A 21,067-nucleotide genomic window follows, 5' to 3' on the forward strand; every position below is an offset into this window, starting at 1 on the left:
TTTCACCACAAGCTCGTCTCCGAATATTTGCGCGTAATCCGGTTCGCCGCGACGACGAGCACGAAGCCGATCGCCGACTGGAACAAGCCGACCGCCGTCGCGAAGCTGAAGTCCGCGTCGAGGACGCCCCGGCGGTAGACGAACGTGTTGATGACGTCCGACGTCTCGTACGTCATCGAGTTGTACAGCAGCAATATTTTGTGAAACCCGCTTTCCATGAAATGGCCGAGATTGAGCACGAACAGGACGATAATGACGGGAATCATGCCGACGAACGTAATGTGGCGCATTTGCTGAAACCGGTTCGCGCCGTCCATCTTGGCCGCTTCGTACAGCGTCGGGTCGACGCCGGCGATCGCCGCCAAGTACAGAATCGTCCCCCAGCCGACCTTCTGCCATATTTCCGAGCCGACGTAGATCGTCCGGAACCATTCCGGCAGCCCGAGGAACAGGATCGGCTCCATGCCGAACCATTTCACGAGCACGAAATTGACGACGCCGGTCGACGGGGACAAAAACGTCACGAGGATGCCCGCGATGACGACGGTGGACAAAAAATGCGGCATGTAGCTGACGCTCTGCACGAACTTCTTGAACTTCTTGTTGCGCAGCTCGTGGAACAGGAGCGCGAGCACGATCGGCGCCGGGAAATGGAACAGCAGGTCGTACACGTTCAGCATGACGGTGTTGCGGATCAGCTTCCACGAATCCGGCGTATTGACGAAAAATTCGACGAAATGATCCAGCCCGACGAATTTGCTGCCGAGTATGCCCCGGCCGACCGAGAAATTTTGGAACGCGATGACGACCCCGTACATCGGCACGTATTTGAACACCACATAATACAAAATGCCAGGCAGCATGAGCAGATAAAGCGCCTTGTGTTTCCTCAGCATGTACCCGAAGTAAGCGAGTCTGCCTCTGTTGGCCAAACGTCCACACTCCTTTCGTCCGTTTATCGTTTCGGCGCTCGCGAAACCGCTTGCAAAAACGGGCTTCACCGCCTCTTGCTTCCTGTCGCTTCGGCCGGCCGACCCGGCGGCGCCGGTCTTGCGTCCACTATACGGATTCGGAGCGCCCCCGGTAAAGCGCGCATTTTTCCGCGGCGTCTCCGTTTTTGCGAGCCGCGTCCCGCCTCGCCCCTTCGCCGGCGTCAGGAAAAAAAAGAGACTCCCCAAAAAAAGGAGTCTTCGGCTTGTTTCCAAGTACGCTTAAGTACGCCTAGTGACGCCTAAGTACGCTGGTGAATCGTCCGGTATTTCGCCGGCGTAATGCCTTCGTACTTGCGGAATATGCGGATGAACGAATTGCGCCCCCAATAGCCGACCTTCTCCGCAATGTCGTCGATGCGCCAATCCGTCTCGAGCAGCAGCTCCTTCGCCTTCGTCATGCGCAGCCGGGCGATATATTCGACGTACTTTTCCCCGACCTCCTCCTTGAACGTTCGGCTGAAGTGGCCGACGGACATGTTCATCCGCTCCGCGAACATTTCGATCGACAGCTCCTCGCCGTAATGCTCGTCGATATACCGGACGATGTCCGCGAACATCGCGCCGCGGTCGGTCGTCTCCTCCTCCCGGAACAGCTCGGCATGGATGCCCTCGAAGCAGCGGCGGACGTCGTCCCAGGAGACGCACCGGCCGAGCCGGTCCAGCAGACCCGAATAATAGGCGATGCCGAAGTCGCTTCGCTCGGATTCGACCGCCCGAATCCACGCATGGAGCACGTCCTGGCAAAACGCCTTCACTTGGCGCGCGGTGGCGCTGCGCGCCCTCCCCGCCTCCAGCATGTCGAAGACGGAGGCGAGCAGCTTGTCGTACTCGCGGCTTTTGTACAGGTTGAAGATGCGGTTCACCTCTTGCGCCGACAGGAAGCCGTCCCATGGGACGCGCTCCGCCCATCCCGCCTCCTCGCGGCATATTTCGACCCCGGCCTCCATGCTCTTATGCGCCAGCATCGCATTGGCGTGGGCGTAAGACAGATGCAGCTCCTCGACGGCGTGGACGGTGCGGCCGACGCCGATCGACGCCTTGCAGTACGCCCCGTATTGACCGAGCAGCAGCTTGACGGCCTCCGCCGTCTCCCGAGGGCCGACGTGCAGAATCGGATCGTGCTGCACGACGCAGGCGACGAGGTCCGCCCGCGTTTCGCACACCCAGACGAGCGACGGCGATACGCCCGGGATGCGCTGCTTCAGCTCGGCCGTCAGGAACGATTTGGACGTCTCGGACAGCCGCTCCTCCGCCTGCTCGTAAAATTGGATATCGATGCACAGCACCGTTCGCGGCGCCTTCGGCTCGTAAGCGAAGCCGATCTCCTTCGCGTAATAATCGATCGACAGCGCGTCCCGGTATTCGCCGAGCAGCATTTTCGCGATAAAATGCTGGTGCACGATCGGATACATCCCGCCGACGAGCCGCGACAGCTGCTCGTTCTCGACGATGATCAGGTCCGAAAACCGTTTGATCAAATCAAAGTCGTCGCCCCGGTGCCGTGCCGCGCCTTCCGTCCGGCGCCGGGACGCAAGCCCCGTCTTGATCTCCTGGATCGGGGCGTACATGCGGCGGCTGAGCGAATACGAGACGAGGCTGCCCATGACGAGGAAACCGACGAGGAAGCCGATGCTCAGCATGCGGATGAGCCTCGCGGGCTGAAGCAGCGCCTGCCAATCGATGAAGCTGACGTACCGCCACGATTCGTCGAACCCCGATTTCATAAATGAGAGCGCTTTCCGATCGCCGTTTACAAAAAGATCGCCCTCGCGGTGCGTGCGCAGCGCCTCCTTCATCGCCGCCGGGTCGTATTCCGCCGCGCCCGCATGGCCGATGACGCGGCCTTCGCCGTCGACGATCGCCGTTCCCGTCACCCAGCTTTCGCCGATGCCGATCCGTTCGCTCAGCTTGTTTGCGCTTACATTGACGACCAGGTAGACGTCCGGGTTATCGCTGTTGAACGGATAGCTCATGACGACCGAAATGTTGGAATCGGCGGACGGCACGTTGCTTTCGAACAGCGGCTTCCGGTACAGCGTGTGGGGCTCGGTGAACTCCATCATCTTCTTGCCCTTGAAATTGGCGAAGAAGTCTTGGCGGTCGACCCGGTCGATCGGGTAATAGTGCTCGAAGTAAAAATCTTTGGTCGTATGCGTGTTGATGTCGACGACGAGATCGGAATGGGCGAAGTACAGGTAGGCACTGGACGTCAAGTCCCCCGTATCGAACTTGCCCAATTGGTCCATGAGCGAGTGGACGAGCTCGTTGCGCTGCTGATTGTCGGGCGGCTCGCCGGCGATCCGCAGGAAGCTCCCCAGATTGGGGCCGCTGAGCATGCGGATCATGTCCGTTTGGAGCGAGGAAAAGGTGGCGTCGGTCTGTTCCGAGAAGTGGCGCATGATCGTGTTGTTTTGCCGCTCGGCGTCTCCTTCGATAAGCCGGACCACGAAGACGTACGTGAACGCGCTGGCTACGATGACGGGCACGAGGATCAGGACGAAGTAGCTGACGAAAAAACGCCAAAACAGCGCGAGATGAAACGAGTGCGGCTTGACCAACCGTTTCACTTTCAGGTCGTCCCCCTTTCGGATATTGGAAACTTTTTTTCATTATATTCCAATATGATTAGAAATAATATAACTATTTTGAAAGGGGGCGGACGGACAAGGGCATGACAAAAACAGGAAGAGCCGCATCTCCAATCGCGGCTCTTCCCGTTTCTAGCATCCGTCCGTTCCCGATCGTCCGCTGCGAATCAGTAGACGGTCAGCTCGTGGATCGACCAATAGTTGCCGGCGCGGCCGGTTTGCACGATCTTGACGTATCTCGCGGTACGCGGCTCGAATGCGATCGGCGTAACCGCCGCACCCCCGCCGGTCGCGACGGGAGAACCCCAATCGACGCCGTCGGTCGAAACGTATACCTCATACTGCCGGGGATAATCGTACCGGCTCCCCGTCGTGTCCAGAACGATTTTGCGGAACGTCCGGTCGGCCTTCATGTCGACGACATAAGATTGTCCGTACACTTGGGCCGTCGCCGTATCCCACCGGGTGGCCGCATTCCCGTCCAGTACGAATTTGGCGTTGCCGCCGTTGGACGATGCCGTCGCCGTCCAGCCGGTCCGGTCGAGCGGCGTTTCGCCAACCGCTCGGAGCGTGACGACCCGCAGCTCGTCGCCGTATTCCGAATTCCCGGCCGCATGCTTCGCCCTTACGCGGTACGTATACGACGAATCCGGCCGCAGCCCCGTATCGGCGAAGCTTGTCAAGGCGCCCGGCGTGCCGCCGATCCGGTTCCATCCGGCATGCCCGCTCTCGCGCCGCTCGACGTCGTATTCCGTCGCCCCGCCTACGGCTGCCCAGCGGAGCTCGACCGTCGTATCCGTGATGCGCTTTACCGTCAGCCCTTGCGGTGCGTCCGGCAGAGCGGGAGGAAGCTGCAGCAGACGATCCGCCGCCGCCGCCAAACCGGCCGTATCGCCGGAGACGATATTGAGCGCCTGATACTCGCCGACGAACGGCGACTTCGCCACGCCGACGGCCGCCTGGCCCGGCGCGATGTCCGCCCCTCGGTTCGGAAGCAGGAAGCCGCGGGCTTGGTCGAGCAGCAAGACGTTGTTTGAACGGTTGCCGATCAGCACGAGATCGGATTCGATCGTCTTCCACTGCGGGTATTTGACGTACGACGATTGATAGTCCTGCAGACCGGTCACCACCCCGCCGGGTTCGGCTAGCCCGAGCTTGGCGCTGCGTCCCCGCTGCGTCAGCCATTGGACGAGCCGTTTCGCCTGCTCCGCGATCGCCGGATCGTCGCGCTGCGCCGCGGTCAGCGCGACGGTGACCGGTACGTTCGTCCGCTCCGCGAACTTGCGGATGTCCGCTTCCCGGTGCAGGCTAGCGGCTTGCGGCGTATTCGCCGGCGCCGGAGGCGTCTGCACCTCGACGGATACGGCGGACGTCTGGCCGCTAAGCAGCTCCTTCGCGGCCACCGTATAGACGCCGGGAGCGTCCGTATCGCGAAGCGGCAGCTTCGCCGTCAGGCCGGTGGCCGAATATACGGTCGCCGTATCGCCGCTGACCCGGTGCGTGACCGTCAGCTCGACCGGTATGCCGGTCATCGGTCCGGTTGACGGGCTTGCGCCGTTGACGGTCGCGAACGCTTCGTAGAAGCCGTCCGGCCGCTTCGCGACCGATACCGACGGGGTCGTCGGCTCCGAGGGCGGCAGCGCGTACCACGCGAAGCCTTCCGTGCGCAAATCGACGTACGTCGCTTCCTGCACCGTTACTTTTCGGCCTTTGCGAATATCGTAGATCGGCCTCTCGGCATTCCAGGCCAACGCTCCCGTCTGCCCGATCAAATGCTGCGTCTGACCCGGGGTCGGATCGTGCTTCTGGTTCACGACCGTGACGTACCGGGTATCGCCGGACCGCGTCGGAATCGCCCAGATCGTGCGATCGCCGGAAACGGCGATCGGCGCTTCGGCTCCGATCATCGCCGCCCGAAACTTCGCGATATTGTCGGCGTTGCGGTCGAGCAGCGCATTCGTCTTGTCCTCTCTGCTCTGGATGACGTACGCTCTGATCTGCATGCCCGTATCGACGGCGGCGACCGGCGAGACGGACTCGGCATCCTTCACCAGGCGACCGCCCCGGTCCACGAAGCTTTGCAGCTCGCCGGCGATTCCGTCGTACCAACGCCAGCTGTCGTCCACGTCGTTCAAGCCGACAAGCAGAATCGTCTTGATCGAGGACGGCAGCCCCCGCTTCAATTCGTCCGGCGTCACGATTTTCGACGGCCAGCCCGCCGCATGGGTCAGGAAGAGCGCCTCCGTCACTTTCCCCTCATGCGATCCTTTCAGAAGCTTGTCGTCTTCTGGAGCTTCGCCGCCAACGACCCCTCTCAGCAGCGATTGCTCGTTGACGTACAGGATGCCTACGGGGGGAGTCGGCTCGGTCATCGCGTAAGCTCCGCCGTATCGATGGATCCAATCGTACAGCTCCTTCTGCTCGGCGATTGTCTGCGGCTTCGCCAAAGGCCCCCGGTCGTTCGGCAATACGTTCGTGCCGATCGCTTGAATGCCCCGGGTCAAGGCGAGCGCATAAGCTTTTTGACGGTCCGTCTTGCCGAAAAACAGACTGAAGTCGTCCTGCGTCGCCCAAGTCGTTTTGCCCGGATCGGCGCTGCGAAGCCGGTCGATGAGAGCGACGAGATGCATCGGCTTGGAGCTGTCCAGCTCGTTCCAATCATAGGCGGTTTGCACCGGCAGCCGTTCGTGCATCGGTCCCGCGTCGATCGTACCCGTCGGGAATCCCCCGCGGGCGCCGTTGCCCGCCGAGCTGCCGAACGACCCCGTCGTCGTCACGTACCCGGAATCGACCTCGGAGACGGCTCTGGCGAAATAACCGTACTGCCGGTACGTATCGTCGTATCGTTTCACATAGTCGAGGAACGGTTTGGCGGGCGCATAGTACTCGTGCTCCTTCCGGTTGTAGGAGCCGATCAGGCTGGACGCGATCGGCGTCGACAGCGGCTGTCCCGCTCCGGACTGGAAGGCCGTATAGGCGGTTCCCCAAGGCCGGTTCGGAATGGGCGGCGTCCAATCCCAGTAGGGGAGATAAGGCGAATTGTCCGCTCCGATGCTGACGCCGGTCATGTTCGGGTAAGCGGCGAGGCGCTGCAGGCCGAGCTGGACGTCACGGTACAGCGGCGCGCGGAAGTCGGGCAAGTTGTAGCTGTAGAACGCCAGGTTCGGGCTGCGCATGTCGATGGTGTCCAAGTCCGAGAGCGGCACGACTCCGAAGCGGACGCCTCGCCGATCCAGCGCCTCCGCCATGTTCTCGTGCGCGTTCGGACTGTCGGCGGCGCCGAACATGCCGAACTCGAACACCCGGTCGTATCCCGTTCGGCTTACATAGTCGGCATACTGCTCCAAGGTGCCGATGTCCTGATATCGGGCGGCCACGCTGCGGTGCTCGGAATGGTAAAATCCGCCCGAGCTCATGCCGTGCGTCATATAGACGAAGTTGATCGTCTCCGGCGATCGCGGGACGTCGACCCCGACATGACGGGCGATCGACGATCGGTCCGGAACGTATCCGGGTGCGGCCGGCTGCGGCACGGGAAGCGCCGCGACGTCTCGGTCCCAAGCGTCCTGATTCGGGAACGTCTCGGGACGCTCCAAGCTTGCGACGGCGATTGCGGGGCCCGGTCCGGGAACTGCGGCGTTTACCGGGATCGGCACGTCTTTCGGATTGCCCGGCTCGATCGGCTGCAGCCCCGCATCGAAGCGAACCGGCCCTCTGCCGTCCACCCACAGCTCGTAAGGCTTGCCTTGCTCGTTTTGGGGCAGCAGCAGCGTAAGCGAATCGTACGCGTTGCCGCCGCTGTCGTAGATGACATTGCCGTCAACCTTCAATACGACCCGCTTCACCGAACCGGACTCGCTCCCGGCGATCTTCACCGGAAACGTCCACAGCTCGTGATCCCATACCCACGTCCGCGACGTGCGGTCCGTATTGTACAGGTAGGTCTGTCCCCAGCGCCACGACACGCCGCGCACCCAATGATTGCCGGGCTCCAGCACGTTGTCCGTGGGCTGCTGAAAATATTTCTTGCTCTGGCTTTCACGCTGCAGCAAAATTTCGGTTTCGTATTTCGCGCCGGCGGCGAACGGTTTCACCGTTTTCACCGTGTTGTCGGCCTGCGGGATGCGCAGCGTGATGTCCGGCCAATCGACCGCATCGGGACCGGCTTTGCGTACGGCGTTTTGATGGATTTGGGCGCTTCCCTTCGTGAACAAGCCGGTCGGCATGTCGAACCGCACGAGCCGGAACGTCGCCCACTTGGTCGGCTTCGTGAAATCGCCCGCCTCGACGGGACGGATCGAGATCGTATCGTTCATATCCGCTTTGATTTGCCCGGGCGTAAGCGGCGCGGCGTAGATGCGCAGCGAATCGATCGCCCCGCGGAACCCATATTTTTTCATCGTGCGCGTAGCCGTATCCCAATGCCATTCCGCGCCGATCAGCATATCGACGTCGTTCGGCAGCAGGTCCTTGCCGACCTCGGCGCCGTCTCTCCGTCCGATCGGCTCGCCGTTGACGTAGAACGTCAGGCCGGCGTTCTTCTCGAATACGACCGCCACATGCACCCACTGGCCGGCGACGATCGCCGAAGACGGATACCACCAGTTATAGTTCGATTGCCCGTAATCCCCGGTAAAGCCGAGCTGATTGCCGATCAGCCGCATATAAAAAGTCGACCCTTTCCAGTTGTCGTCCCGCTTCGAGACGATCGGGAGGTTGCCGTTCAGGTCGTCCGGCTTGATCCAAGCGGTGACGGTCAGCTTGGACGAAACGTTGTCGAGCTGGGTCGTTTTGTTTACCCGTACGGGATCGATTCCGATAAGCTTCAGCGCTTTCCCGCCGGCGCGTCCCTCCGTGAAGGAGGCGGTCCCCGGGATTTCCCCGTCATGTCCGTGGCCGCTCCGGTCGACCAGAACGGACGGAGCCGAGGCGTCGGGCTCCATGTCGTATCGGGCGATAATCGGGAGCGAGATCACGCCCTCCGTCGTGACCGTCACCGGAACGCTCGCCGGGGACACGTTGCCGGAAAGGTCTTTGGCCCGCACCGTGAAGCTGTAAGCCGTTTGCGGCGTCAGCCCCATCACTCTGAACGTCGTCGACGGCGACCGGCCGACCGGTGCGGCTCCGCCTGCGTAAATCTCGTACTCCGAAATGCCGATATTGTCGCTCGAAGCCGCCCAAGCGAGCTCAACCTCGGTATCCGTTTTGGAGACGACGGTCACGCTGCCGGGTACCGTCGGCGGCACGAGATCGGGCGCCAGCTCCCCGACCACATTCAGGTCGTGGATCGACCACCACAGCCCGGCACTTTTCGTGAGCACGATCCGGACGTATCGGGCCGTCTGCGGCTGGAACTGGACGGTCGATTGGCCCGACGAGCCGACGGCGGCGGCGACCGGCTCGCTCCAGACGACGCCGTCGTCGGAAACCCGGATCTCGTAGCCTCGCGGATAGTCGTTCGCGGAGCCGCCCGCATCCATCGTCAGTCTGGTATACGTCTTCTCGCCCGGCCCGGTGTCGATCTGGAACCACATCCCCGCCGCCTGCGCCGCGCCGCTCGTCCATCGGGTCGACAGCGACGAATCGATCGCCATGGCCGGGGCGGAACCGGTCCCGCTGGCCGATGCGGCCGTCTGCCACATCGTCCGGGGCAGCGCTTGATCCGCGGCGGGGATGGCCGACGCAGAGGCGGCCGGCGCCGGCGTATCGGCCGACGCTTCGGCTGCGGCGATCGGGGCCGGCAGCGGGAGCGGCATCGTTCCGAACAGGACGACGAAGAGTAGCAAGCGAACGATCCACGATTTCTTGCGTTTCATTCTCAAAGCTGAAGCCTCCTTCCGTAACTTCACATACCGGGCGTTCCCGGTTCGGGCTCTCGCATGCTGAAATGACAGCGCTTGCGAAAAACGATTCGAATGTTCGGGCATCCCCCCTTTCAAGCGGTGACGGCTGTCCGAAGACAGCCGTCGCGACGTTCATCGGGGAAGGACGTTCCACTCCCTGAAATCCCACACCGCCTCGTATCCCGGGTATCGCAGCGTCAACAAGCCGCTTCCGACTTCGGAATGCGCGAACGGATTGTCCAGTAGCGGCCAGCGGTCGTAGCGGAGCGGCTCTCCGTTGACCGAACGTTCCCCGTCGTATGCCATGTGCAGCGTGTCGCCCGTCAAAGCCGTATACCCGACCGCAGGCCGTTCCCCGTCGAGCGCCGCGGCGTCGACCTTCGTCCGGGCCAATACGCGTTCGCGGAACCGCTCAAGCTCCGCCCGGACGGCCGCCTCCCCGCCGAGCCGGACGTCGTCTTCGCGGGAATAATCGGCGGGATCGGCCGCCTCGACGATAACCCCGTTCTTCCGCCCGGCGCTGCGCAGCCTCCGATGGCCGTTGTCGTCCCGCAGCCATATGTACGGCTTGAGCGGCCGTACGGCGATCAGAACGGCGCCGCCGTGGGCGAACAGCCAGCCGGACGAATCCTCGACGAGCTCGAGAATGGCGGTGCCGGAGAAGAAGCCGTCGATGTACGGATCCCGATCCGAAGGGAACGGATCGCGCGGCCCGTACCGGTACGTCTCCCCGGCCGGAATGTTGTAGACCGCGATCAGAGCCCCCTTGTGCTGCATCACTTGCTCGAAGGGCGAAGAACCGATCCACTTTTCCACATACCGCTCCTCCGGATGACCGAAGTCGGGGAAAGGATGGTTGAAAAACAGTACGCCGGACGGCTGCGGCGAATCCCAGTCGAGCGACCATCGTCTCGTCTGTCCGGTCATGACGACGTCGCCCTGCTTGCCGTCCGCCATGCTGCCCAGCGTAAAGCGGGGCGTGACGTAGCTGTACTTGTACACGCCGGCGCGGCTCACATAGCCGTACCCTTTGATCGTTACGTCGCCCCTGCCCAGCTCGCGGGTAACATGATTGTCGTTCGTCGTTTCCGCCGTGCCGATGATGTCGTGCGTCTCCCGGTGCTCGAACGCGACGCTGCGGTCCTGCGCCATGCGGAGGACCGCCTCGGGCGCCCGGTAGCCGGACAGCGCGTTGATGGCGGCATAATGGCATTCGCCGTTCGCGAAGTCCGGCTCGCGCCCCCCGAAGTAGAGCCATGCCGCCGTCGTCCCGGCGGCGGCGTTCGTAAACGTCTCCGTCGGATGATAGTCCCGCGAATGCGCGCCCGTAAACATCCCGTTCAGCCAGTCTCCGGCCGTGTTGGCGAGCAGCCAGTCGATCGCCATGCCGGCTTTTTTCCGCAGCTGCGGGTCGTGCGAGAAATCGTACAGCGTCGCCAGCGTATTGATATAAAATACGCTGTACGTCGTCGAATCGAACTCCCCCTGACCGTAACGGGTGATGCGGTGGAAGTAGCGGTGCAAATAGTCGGCGCAGCTTCCCTTCACGTCCTCGGCCCGTTCCCATTCGGGCCATGTCTGGGCCGTCAAATAACCGGCCACCGCATTCATGATCCGGTGATTTTCGGTGCCGCCCCGCAGCTCGTACAAGTCGGCGCGAACCATCTTCTCCTTCACTTTGGCGCGCAGCGCTTCGTCGTAGACGTGTCCGAACCGGAGCAGCGCATCGATGTTGGCATGACGGAAAAACATCGCGGCGTTGCCGGGGTTGTCGTTCGATTCCGAAATATGCGAAAGCGCCGTGTCCGTTTCGATGCCGAGCCCGAGCCGCGCGATGGCGTGAAACATCCGCCTCCGCGGGACGTCCGATTCCGGAATCGGACACCGCACCGTCCGCTCCAGCAATAGGCGGCACCGGCTTGCGAACGCCTCGTCGCTCCCGTTCGCGCCGGCCTCTTGCCGCGGATTCATTCCTGCGAAATTCGTCATCTTGCCTTCCTCCCCGATCGAATGTTTCGCCTCGCCCGGCTCTCCGTCCGATTCCGCCGGACGAAAGCGCTTTATTTCTTCATCTGTTTTTCCGCTTCTTTTTGCAAGTCCGCCCATTGCGTATTGAATTCCTTCACTTTGGCCGGCACCTGCGTATAGACGTCGAAGCTGTCGGCGAACAAGTTTTGCCCGAGCCAGCTGATGAAGCCCTCGAAAGCGACTTCGGTCCCCGGCAAATTGTTCATCATGCCGACGCCCTCCTCGTTCGTTTTCTCGACCTGGTACAAGATCGCGTCGGTCACGTCTTTTTTGCCGATCGTCCGCTCCCATGTCGCGATCTGTTCTTTTTCGTTCGGGAACGCCGGTATCGTAATCTTCTGCTTAATTTGCTCCAGCTGCCCTTCGTTGTCGTAGGCGAGAAATTGGATCAGGTTCCACGCCTCCTCCTTGTTTTTGCTCGTGGAGGACAGCGCGATTCCGTCAAGACCGCCGTACCCCTGCTGCTTGCCCGGTCCGACGGGCGACGGCACGACGCCGTAGTTCAAGCCGGCTTCGTCGAACTGCTTCATCTTGAGCCATGTGAATGACATGCCCGACGTGCCCTTCATGATGTTCGGCCCGGAAGGCAGCCCTTTCGCCTGGCTCGCTTTCCCCGGACTGAGTCCGTCTTTTACGACCATGTCGCGAAAAAATTCGTACCCCTGGAGCGCGCCCTGACTGTCGAGCGTCATCTGGTTGCCCGCGCTGTTGAACGTGGAGCCGCCCCACGCGCCGCCAACGATGTGCAGCATGTTCGGAAACGAGTTCTCGAAGGCGTGCACGTTGTTCTCGACCAGCTTGCGCCCGGCGTTCCGCATGTCCTCGTACGTCCAGCTCGGCTTCGGCTCGGGAATGCCGAATTTGCGGAACAAATCCTTGTTGTAGAAAATCATGAACTGCGTATGGAGCCACGGGAGCGCGTACCGCTTGCCGGCGTAGACGCCGCGGTTTTGCAGGGAGGGGTAATATTTTGTGATGTCGACGCCCGACTTCTTGACGTACTCGTCGAGCGGCACGACCCAGCCGCGGGCCGCGTACTCGCCGGCGCCGACGTTCGGGCTGACGCGCAAAATGTCGACCTGCTCGCCGGAGGCGAACAGCGCCGTGTTGGCCGTAATGATGTTCTCCCCCTGCTTCGGCTTGACCATTTCCACCTTGACGGTGACGTGCGGGTTTTTCTCTTGGTACTTCTTGATCGCCGGCGCCAAATCCTGATCGAACGTTTCATAGGTGGTGTGCTTGATGACGAGCGTGACCGGGTCCTTCGGCTTGTTCGGGTCCGTCTTCGTGTTTTGGCCGTTTTCGGCTCCCGACGGACCGGAGCCGGACGAGCACGCCGCGGCGGACAAGACGAGCGCCGAGCCGAGCAGCGCGGCCGCCGCCTTTTTCAACAATTGCCCCATGATACATGGATCCCTCCCGAGATGGTGGTTCGTATGGCCGGAACTTGCGTACCGACTGTTACCAGCCTATCGCACGGCAAGAACGTTTGGAATCGAGGACGTTTACATCTTCTCGAATTTATTTACGCGGCGGCCGGAACGCCGGACGAGCCGGCCGTTATCGCTCCCGGTATTCGGTCGGCTTGAGACCGGTATACCGTTTGAACAGCGTGCTGAAATAAAACGGGTCCCTCAAGCCGATTTCGAAGGCGATTTCGGACACCCGCAGCGATGTGTCGCGAAGCAGCAGCTTCGCCTTTTCCAGCCTCGTCATCGTCAAATATTCGGTGAACGTGTACCCCGTCTCTTGGCTGAACAAACGGCTGAAGTACGACGCGTTCATGTGCAGCTCTTCGGCAAGACGGTTGATCGACAAATCCTCGACCCGGTAATGGGCCTCGATGAGTTCGATCGCCTTGCGGATGACGGTACGCGTACGGCCGCCCCGCTTGTCGCGGACGAAGTCGGACAGGTCCAGGAAAAGGCCGTGCAGTTGCTGCTCCATCTCGTCCATCGTCCGGTAACGGTCGACGGCCGAATACGGATCGTACTCCTTGCCGTACCGTTCCGCGAGGCGGGCTCCGGAGTCCGGAAGCCTGCGAAGCGCATGGGCCAGAAATTCTTTCATGCCGATTTTGATTTCGGTAATGGAGACGCCGGTTCGGCTGCGAATGAAAGCGAATATCGCCTCCAGCTCGCCCCGGATGCCGGCCTCGTCACCCTGCAGCGCGGCGGCCGTCAGCTTCTCGATATGCTTTTCGGGAACGGCGAACCGTCCCGGCTCCGTGAGTGATCGGATCGAGCCGGCCGAGATGACGCTGCTTCCGCAAGTCCAAAACCGGTAAGCGAGCGCTTCGGTCGCCTCCCGATAAGACTCCGCAATCCCCTCGAGCCCGCACTTGACCCCGCCCATTCCGATCGTAACGGGCACGTTCATCGTCTCCCGGACATGAGCTTTGACGCCTTCCGCCAAATCGGGCAACCGGTCGCGGTCTTCCGGCCCGTCTCCTTCCAGGATGCAGATAACGCCCGCGCCCGATCCGAAGGACACGGCCGCCCGCTTCCGGTCGCGCAAATACGCTTCGATGCCGTCGCGCAGCCTAAGAAGCGGCGGTTCCTCGGCGTCGCCGCCGCGATCCGCCGCACCCGCGGAGAGCGGCTTATGCTCCGCTCCCGTCCTCCGCCCCGCCGGCGGCTCCGGCTCGACGATCCAGACGGCAAACCGGTCTCCCGTCAAATCGATCTCAAGCGACTCCAGCTTCTGCCTGGCCCCCCGCTCGTTCAACCGCCCTTCCACCAAACTTGTCAGCACGTTCTCTCGAAGGAGCGGATAGCTTTCCTGCAGCCGTTTCATCGTCAGCCTCAGCGACGATTCGGCTTGGCGGTAGCCGGCCACCTCCCGCTTCGCCTGGAGTACGGCTTGTTCGAGCTCCGAGCGGGTGAACGGCTTCAGCATATATTTCATCGCCGAAAGCTCGAGGGCTTGCTTGGCGAATTCGAAGTCTTCATGGCCGGAAAGGATGACGATCTTGATGTTCGGATACAGCTTGCGGGCTTCCCGGCCCAGCTGGATGCCGTCCATACGCGGCATGTGAATGTCGGTCAGCAAAATGTCGACAGGTTCGCTTTTCAGCAGCTCGAGCGCGGCTTTCCCGTCCTCGGCGGCCCCTACCAGTTCGATGCCGAGCGCGTCCCAGTCCAGCTTATTCCGGATGCCTTCGCGAATGATCGGCTCGTCGTCGGCGAGCAGCAGTTTGACGTCCATGGCGATCCCCCGATCGATTCCGGTTTTCCTGCGGCGGGAGAAGAGCGCCCGTCCGATAACGTCCGCGAGCCCTTCCGTCCGCCTTTTGTCACTTATTCCCGTAAAGCTTGACCGCGTCTTCGCCGAACCGGTACAAATCGTCCAATACAAACGCCTTCGACCGGTTCGTTTCGTACCATTCGGCGTAAAAGTCGTCTATTTTCGCCCCGCCCGCTCGATTCCACAAGTCTTTCGCATCCCGGTACGCCTGATCGGCCGTATAGCCTGCTCCTCCTACCACCGCCTTCGCCCAAATGTCCTTGATCGGTTGATCGATGTTTTTGACCGCGACGGACAAGTCGTGCGGCAGGACGGGCAAATATTCCGGCTTCAGCGTCGGGATCGGGCGGCTTCTGGAGACGTACGCCTCGTCCGCCTGGATCGCCAAGTCGCGGAGCACCCTCTGCGTTTCCGTCTGCTGCGGCTTGGCCTCGGTGAACCCGCACCGCCCGAACAGCAGCTGGGAGGTCAGCATGCCCAGATCACCGGTGTACGAAACTTCTTGTTTGTTCCGTTCCGGATCGATCGGGGCCGGACAGCCGTCGCCGTCCTTGCTCCAATGAACGCCCTCCAAGCCGTTGCGGATCGTTCGCGCGTTCTCCGGCTTGATCATGAAATCGATATAGCTCATGACCGCCTTCGGATCTTTGGCGGATGCGCTAACCGTCGCCACCATTTGAATCGGACTGCCGACCGCCGGACTGAATTGGCCGTATTCCGATTTCGGCATGACGAGGATCGCCAGCTTGCCGTCCGGCGCGTTACTTTTGAACGTCTCGTACTCTTTGTCGGTGATCTCTTGATGCAAATAGATGCCGAGCTTGCCGGACAGGAAGTCCCGCTTGGCCTTCTCCCCGCTTTTGTCGGTCAAAAAATCTTTGTCTACGGAACCGGCGTCGAACAGCTTTTTTTGGAAAGCGACCGCCGTCCTCAGCCTCTCCCATTCGTGAACGAACTTGCCGCCTTCGAATCGCCACGCCACCTCCCCGAAGCCGAACATATGCTGGACGATGCTCGCGCCGTTGCCGCTCAAATTCAGTCCGAACGTATCGGGCTTGCCGTTGCCGTCCGGGTCTTGTTCGGCAAACGCCTTCGCCGTCTCGAAAAGCTCCTCCGTCGTCGACGGCACGGGCAAATTCAGCTTCCTCAGCCAATCTTCCCGGATGTAGATCCGGTGTCCGGCGGTCAGCGGGTACACTCTTCCGATTTCGTACAGCTTCCCGTCGTCCTTCGTCCCCAATTTTTTCAATTGCGGAAATTGATGCATCAGCTCCTTGTAAGCGGTGCTGTATTTGTCGATGACGTCGTCGAGCGGCATAAGCAGCTTTTGGCCGTACCATCGGTTGCGATACCCCGTGTCGTATTCCAGAATGAGGTCCGGGGCGGCATTCGTCGCGAACAGCGCATTGAACGTTTGCAAAGACTCCCAGCGGGGCACCGGAACGAACGTGACAGGGACCGGGGCGTTTCGGCGGATCCACTCGGTCCATCGGTTATGGTCCCAATTGCCTTCCCCGGGCGGGATGCTGCCGCGGTCGTAAATCGAAACCGAGATGCCGGTTTTTGGGTTTGCAGCGGTTCCCGGCTTGTCCGCTTCAGGGACGGCGGGTTCGCAGCCCGACACGATGACGCTCGCCGCCGCCAGGGCGGCGGCACCCGCCAGCATCCGTCTGTTCCACGGCTGAATCGGCATGCTCGGCATTCCCCCTTTCAGTCGGATCGTTGCGGACCGGCTTTCGCCCGAATCGCCCGTTCGAAGCCCACTATACCCGGGCCGCATCGTCCGATCAATGTACATGTTTCGCCCCGTTAACCGAAAGGAAAAGAGGCCGCCATATAAGCCATCTTCGCTCAATCGAAAAGAAAAAGCCCCGTCACGAGGGGCTTTTTCCGAACGGCTTCCGGTATTCGCCGGGCGTCGTTCCCGTCACTTTTTTGAAGGCGCGGATGAACGAAATGACGTGGGCGTAACCGACGGCACGGGCGACTTCCTGCAGCGGCATGGACGTTTCCTCAAGCAGCCGCTTGCTTTGCCCGATCCGGACGCCGACAACGAAATCGATCAGCTTCTCGCCGAACGCCTCTTTGAACAAACGGCTCAAATATTTACCGTTCAGACCGAATAAGCCGCACAAATGGTCGAGAGACAAGTCGGGGTTCGCGTATTCCCGTTCGATATAGCTTCGCACGTCGCGAATCAACGCGAAATGGTTCCGGCTCTCCCGCCATTCGCGGATGCTCCGGCCGAACGAAGTCAAAATGTCGCGAAACCGAATCTCGAGGTCGGCCGCCAAATCGAACGTCTCCAACGCCGCATGCAGCCCCGGCAGCACCCTCTCGTTCCATTCCCTCCGTACGTCCGCCGGCATCTCGGCCAGCTCCTGTACGAGATGATGAATGAACGTGTTCATCAGCTGGACATGCTCGTCCCGCGTCAGCAGCCGTCCTTCCAGCTCCCGAAACATCCGATCGAGCATCGGGAGCCAGTCCTCCTCGCCGGTACGAAATGCGCGGACGAGCGGCCGGATCGACTGAAGCTGAGGGTACGCGCCGTCCGGCCCGTTCGGCTGCAGGCAGCCGGGACGGATGACCCGGTTCAGGCCGAGACTCGGCTTGTAATCCAGCGCGCGGACGGCATCGGAGTAAGAGCGGGATATTCCGGAGAGCTGTCCGCCGCAGCCGCCGACGCCGACGGTCACCGTGAAGTCGAGGTTTTTCTCCACCCATTGCTTGACGCTTGCGGCCATCGCGGCGATCCATTCCGCCCCGTCGATTCCGTCACCGACGATTTGGTACAGCGCCGTCACCCGATACTCCGCCGTCCACTCCGTCCAGACGGTGACGGGGTGCGGCTCCGCCATTTCCCGGATAACGCCGTTCAGGACGAACTTGAGCAGATATCGGTCGCGATGCGAATAACGGTCCGCAAAATCGGCGTACCGGTCGATCTCGTATACGGCCGTCCCGACTTCGCGGAAACGGGAAGCGATACGGAGACGTTTCAGCTCCGCATGCCATTCCTCGGGGCCGATCGACCGCTTGCCCTCCAGCAGCTCGATGAAAAAATGGCTTCGCCGGTACACCGCGTCTTCCTCATGCAGCTTCCGGTACGTATTCGACCGTTCGATCAAGTCGTCGATCGCTTGTCCGATAAAGTGGAACTCGTCCTGCGCCTGACCGGACAACAAGCCGCTTTTTTGCGCGGAATACAACTGGATTCGGGCCAATACGGCTTCGATCGGTTTGTAATTGCGCCGGGTCGCATAGGCGATCCATACCGTCCCGGAGACGACGACGAGCAGTCCCCCGGCCACCCATACATAAGAGAAGACGGAAGCGTAACGAAACGCACGATCGTCGTACACGCCGCCGACATACGTCCATCCCGTCACGTCGGAGGCCGCTTGCGACAGAGCCGACTTCCGGCGCTTGGCGTCGGTATCGGACGGGGCGTAGACGAGATTTCCCGCGGCGTCCCTGATTTCCACGTAGCTGAAGCCGGAGCTCGACATGCCGGCGACGGTCCTGCCGATTTCCTCGAGGCCGATATTGGCGACGATGACGCCGTCGGTTCCGTCCAGCAGCGGAAATTTCCGTACAATCGAGAAGACGGAGACGGGCTGCCTGTGGGGAAGGGGAAATTCCTCATACCGGCGGGTGCCGGACAATTCGTACAAGGACCGCGACTGCGCCCGGCTTTCCACGAACGCCCGGTCCCCGAATCGGTCGAGCGGCAAGAACGCATTGGAGCTCATGACCATGCCGTCCGAAAACCGGTACAGATAGATCGAGTCGATCAGCGGATTGATGCGGGACAGCTCGTTGATCTTTCTCGAAACCCCGTAATCGCGAAAGTAGTCGCGTTCCCCTCCTTTTTCCCGGAAAAAGGTGTGCAGATTGGCGTTCGTTTCGATTTCATACACGAGCAAGCCGTCGATTTCGCGGATCGAACGGTCGAGCTGCTCCATGATGTGCCGGACCACCCGTTCGTTGGCGGTTACCGTTTCCCGTCGCGACATGTCGCTAATTAGCAAAAACGTAAGCAGGATCAAGACGGAGGTCAGACTGAAAAAGATCGGGAAATAAGAAAACAGAAGCCGGTAAAACCATTTCTTCTTCATAGCCGAACGGTCTCCCCCTCCGCCAATAAAATATCACGTGCGGCCCAACCGCACAACCAAAAAAAGGAAGGGGACTCACAAACAAAGACCCACCGGCCGCGACGACGACCGATGGGTCTTGCTTAATGGTTTGCGTTCGTTGACCGGCTTTGCGGCGGTCAGCAGACGGAATACGATGACGGCCGGCCCGATCAGGTACATTTGCACGCGATTCACCCTACTCGGGCTTCTCAGCTCCGACCGCGCCTACAGCCGCTCCGCGTCTTGGACCGCCTGCCGGCCGAGCTGCGCGACGGCCGCATCCTCCATCGGCGGATTGTGCAGCCCGAACCGGACGTCCCGGTACAGCCGCTGCAGCGGATGCGACCGGGCCAAGCCGTGCGAGCCGACGATCCGCATCGCCTTGTCGACGACGGACAGCGCCGTCTCCATGGCGAACAGCTTCACCGCGGCCAGCTCGGGAATGAGCCCGGCCGCCTCCGGCCGGCCGCGCAGTTCGTCCCAGCGCGCCGCCACCGCATACAGGAAGCGGCGCGCCGCCGACAGCTGCAGCTCGATCTGCCCGAAATGCTGCCCCACGTTCGGCGTATGCAGGATCGGGTGCGGCAGCGAGTTCGGCTGATACGACTTGGCGAACCGGAGCGCTTCCTTCCGCGCGGCGAGCGCGATGCCGAGATAGCACGCCGGGATGTGCAGCAAGTAAGGATTCGGCGTCTGATGGTACGCCTTCCCGGCGGCATAGACGAGCGCCTCGCCCGGTACGACGACGTCGCGCAGCACCAAATCGTGGCTCGCCGTCCCGCGCATGCCGACCATGTCCCACGTCTCGTCGATCGAGACGCCCTCCGTCCCGCGGCGGACGAGAAACTCGCCCTCCCCGTCCTCCAGCGCCGCCGTCACGATGAAATAATCCAGCACCGGCGCCATCGTCGTGTACGTCTTCCGCCCGTTCAGCCGATAGCCGCCGCCCGGCAGCGGCTCCGCCGTCGTGCGCGGCTTCCCGCCGCGGGCCGGGCTCCCCGTCGCCGCCTCCGTCGCGGCGCGGTTGACGAGCGCGCCCCGCTCGACGACGTCGCGGCAAAGCGCCGCGAACGTCTCCTCCCGCCACGGGCGCTTCTCGTCGAGGTCGAACAAGACGCCCAAATGCCAGCCCATGCCGAGCGCGATGGCGGCGTCTCCCTGGGCAAGCCGTTCCTGGTACAGCACGAATTCGTACAGCGTCGCGCCTTCCCCGCCCCGCTCACGCGGAACGGTATACGCCGGGTAGCCGATCCGGCGCAGCGCCTCGACGTGATCGTAAGCGAAGCGATCCTCCTCGTCCGCCAGCCTCGCGCCTTCGGCGAACGAGTCGGCCAGCTCCCCGATCCTCCCGAGCCGCTCCAACTGCTCCGGCGTGCGGACGAACAACCGATCCAACCGGCTCAAGCTCATGCGTGTCCTCCCTCCTTCGCGTACGCCGATCCCATAATCCGGTCCAGCACTTTGCGCTCCAGCTCCGCGAAAGCCGGATCGGCCGTCGTTCGCGGTCTCCGCAGCCGGTTCTCGATATCCATCGCGACCGCGCCGTCCTCGATCAGCACGATCCGGTCGGCCAGCTTGATCGCCTCCGTCACGTCGTGCGTGACGAGCAGCGTCGTAAACCGCCGCCCCAGCCACAGCCGCTCGATCAGCTGCTGCATGTCGAGCCGGGTCAGCGCATCGAGCGCGCCGAGCGGCTCGTCGAGCAGCAGCAGCCGGGGATCGCGCACGAGCGCCCGGGCGAGGGCGACGCGCTGCTTCTGCCCGCCCGAGAGGACGGCCGGCCATTCCGACGCCCGGTCGGCCAAGCCGACTTGGCGCAGCCGGTCCTCCGCCCGGGAACGCCAGTCGCCTTGCAGGCCGAGGCCGACGTTGTCGACGACCCGCTTCCACGGGAGCAGCCGGGCGTCCTGGAACATGACCGTCGTCTCGGGCGAGACGCCCCGCAGCGGCCGGCCCCCGATCCGCACCTCGCCGTCCGTCGGCCGCTCCAAGCCCGCGATCAGCCGAAGCAGCGTGCTTTTGCCGCTGCCGCTGCGGCCGATGACGGCGACGAATTGACCCGGCTCGAGCGTCAAATCGAGACGGTGCAGCACCGTTTTCCCTTCAAACGTTTTCGTCAGCGATCGCAGCTCGACCGCCGCTCCCGCCGAGGCGCGGTTCGCCTGTTCCGTCGGCAAAGCCGTCGCCGCCTTCGCGGTTGTTCCCGTCATGCCGTCTCCCTCCATTCG

Annotated in this window: 10 protein-coding genes; all 10 read right to left on the minus strand. The window is 62.1% G+C overall.

From position 1 onward, the window contains the following. Positions 1-2: 2 nt before the first annotated feature. A complete protein-coding gene (locus DLM86_RS15645) occupies positions 3-896 on the minus strand; it encodes an ABC transporter permease (RefSeq protein ID WP_425453971.1) in 894 nt (297 codons plus the stop codon). A 335-nt stretch (positions 897-1,231) separates the two neighbouring features. Continuing rightward, positions 1,232-3,559: a helix-turn-helix domain-containing protein gene (locus tag DLM86_RS15650; RefSeq protein WP_110840965.1), complete on the minus strand. Its 2,328-nt coding sequence runs from the start codon at positions 3,557-3,559 to the stop codon at positions 1,232-1,234. A gap of 188 nt (positions 3,560-3,747) precedes the next feature. Further along, complete coding sequence (locus tag DLM86_RS15655; RefSeq protein ID WP_245954642.1) at positions 3,748-9,396, minus strand: discoidin domain-containing protein; 5,649 nt, start codon at positions 9,394-9,396, stop codon at positions 3,748-3,750. Between the two features lie 159 nt (positions 9,397-9,555). Continuing rightward, positions 9,556-11,412 (minus strand): hypothetical protein, encoded by a 1,857-nt coding sequence (locus DLM86_RS15660; RefSeq protein WP_146250220.1) that lies wholly within the window; start codon positions 11,410-11,412, stop codon positions 9,556-9,558. 71 nt (positions 11,413-11,483) lie between these two features. Then, complete coding sequence (locus DLM86_RS15665) at positions 11,484-12,854, minus strand: ABC transporter substrate-binding protein (RefSeq protein WP_110840968.1); 1,371 nt, start codon at positions 12,852-12,854, stop codon at positions 11,484-11,486. A 157-nt stretch (positions 12,855-13,011) separates the two neighbouring features. Further along, positions 13,012-14,658: a response regulator gene (locus tag DLM86_RS15670; RefSeq protein ID WP_110840969.1), complete on the minus strand. Its 1,647-nt coding sequence runs from the start codon at positions 14,656-14,658 to the stop codon at positions 13,012-13,014. A gap of 88 nt (positions 14,659-14,746) precedes the next feature. Next, complete coding sequence (locus DLM86_RS15675) at positions 14,747-16,390, minus strand: extracellular solute-binding protein (protein WP_110840970.1); 1,644 nt, start codon at positions 16,388-16,390, stop codon at positions 14,747-14,749. Positions 16,391-16,571: 181 nt separating this feature from the next. Beyond that, entirely contained in the window at positions 16,572-18,818 is a 2,247-nt protein-coding gene (locus DLM86_RS15680; RefSeq protein WP_110840971.1) for an AraC family transcriptional regulator, read from the minus strand. A 246-nt stretch (positions 18,819-19,064) separates the two neighbouring features. Beyond that, positions 19,065-20,249: an acyl-CoA dehydrogenase family protein gene (locus DLM86_RS15685; protein WP_211326538.1), complete on the minus strand. Its 1,185-nt coding sequence runs from the start codon at positions 20,247-20,249 to the stop codon at positions 19,065-19,067. After that, the gene (locus DLM86_RS15690; RefSeq protein ID WP_110840972.1) at positions 20,246-21,049 is read right to left on the minus strand and encodes an ATP-binding cassette domain-containing protein; all 804 of its coding nucleotides are present in this window, start codon (positions 21,047-21,049) and stop codon (positions 20,246-20,248) included. Before DLM86_RS15690 ends, DLM86_RS15685 begins: the two co-directional genes overlap by 4 nt. Positions 21,050-21,067: the final 18 nt, after the last annotated feature.

Source organism: Paenibacillus flagellatus, assembly GCF_003217775.1.
GTDB lineage: Bacteria > Bacillota > Bacilli > Paenibacillales > NBRC-103111 > Paenibacillus_AB > Paenibacillus_AB flagellatus.

Coding starts and splice junctions, on each gene's coding strand:
- DLM86_RS15675 (WP_110840970.1), bottom strand. CDS start 16,390: ATGCCGATTCAGCCGTGGAACAGACGGATGCTGGCGGGTGCCGCCGCC.
- DLM86_RS15690 (WP_110840972.1), bottom strand. CDS start 21,049: ATGACGGGAACAACCGCGAAGGCGGCGACGGCTTTGCCGACGGAACAG.
- DLM86_RS15645 (WP_425453971.1), bottom strand. CDS start 896: ATGCTGAGGAAACACAAGGCGCTTTATCTGCTCATGCTGCCTGGCATT.
- DLM86_RS15665 (WP_110840968.1), bottom strand. CDS start 12,854: ATGGGGCAATTGTTGAAAAAGGCGGCGGCCGCGCTGCTCGGCTCGGCG.
- DLM86_RS15660 (WP_146250220.1), bottom strand. CDS start 11,412: ATGACGAATTTCGCAGGAATGAATCCGCGGCAAGAGGCCGGCGCGAAC.
- DLM86_RS15685 (WP_211326538.1), bottom strand. CDS start 20,249: ATGAGCTTGAGCCGGTTGGATCGGTTGTTCGTCCGCACGCCGGAGCAG.
- DLM86_RS15680 (WP_110840971.1), bottom strand. CDS start 18,818: ATGAAGAAGAAATGGTTTTACCGGCTTCTGTTTTCTTATTTCCCGATC.
- DLM86_RS15670 (WP_110840969.1), bottom strand. CDS start 14,658: ATGGACGTCAAACTGCTGCTCGCCGACGACGAGCCGATCATTCGCGAA.
- DLM86_RS15655 (WP_245954642.1), bottom strand. CDS start 9,396: ATGAAACGCAAGAAATCGTGGATCGTTCGCTTGCTACTCTTCGTCGTC.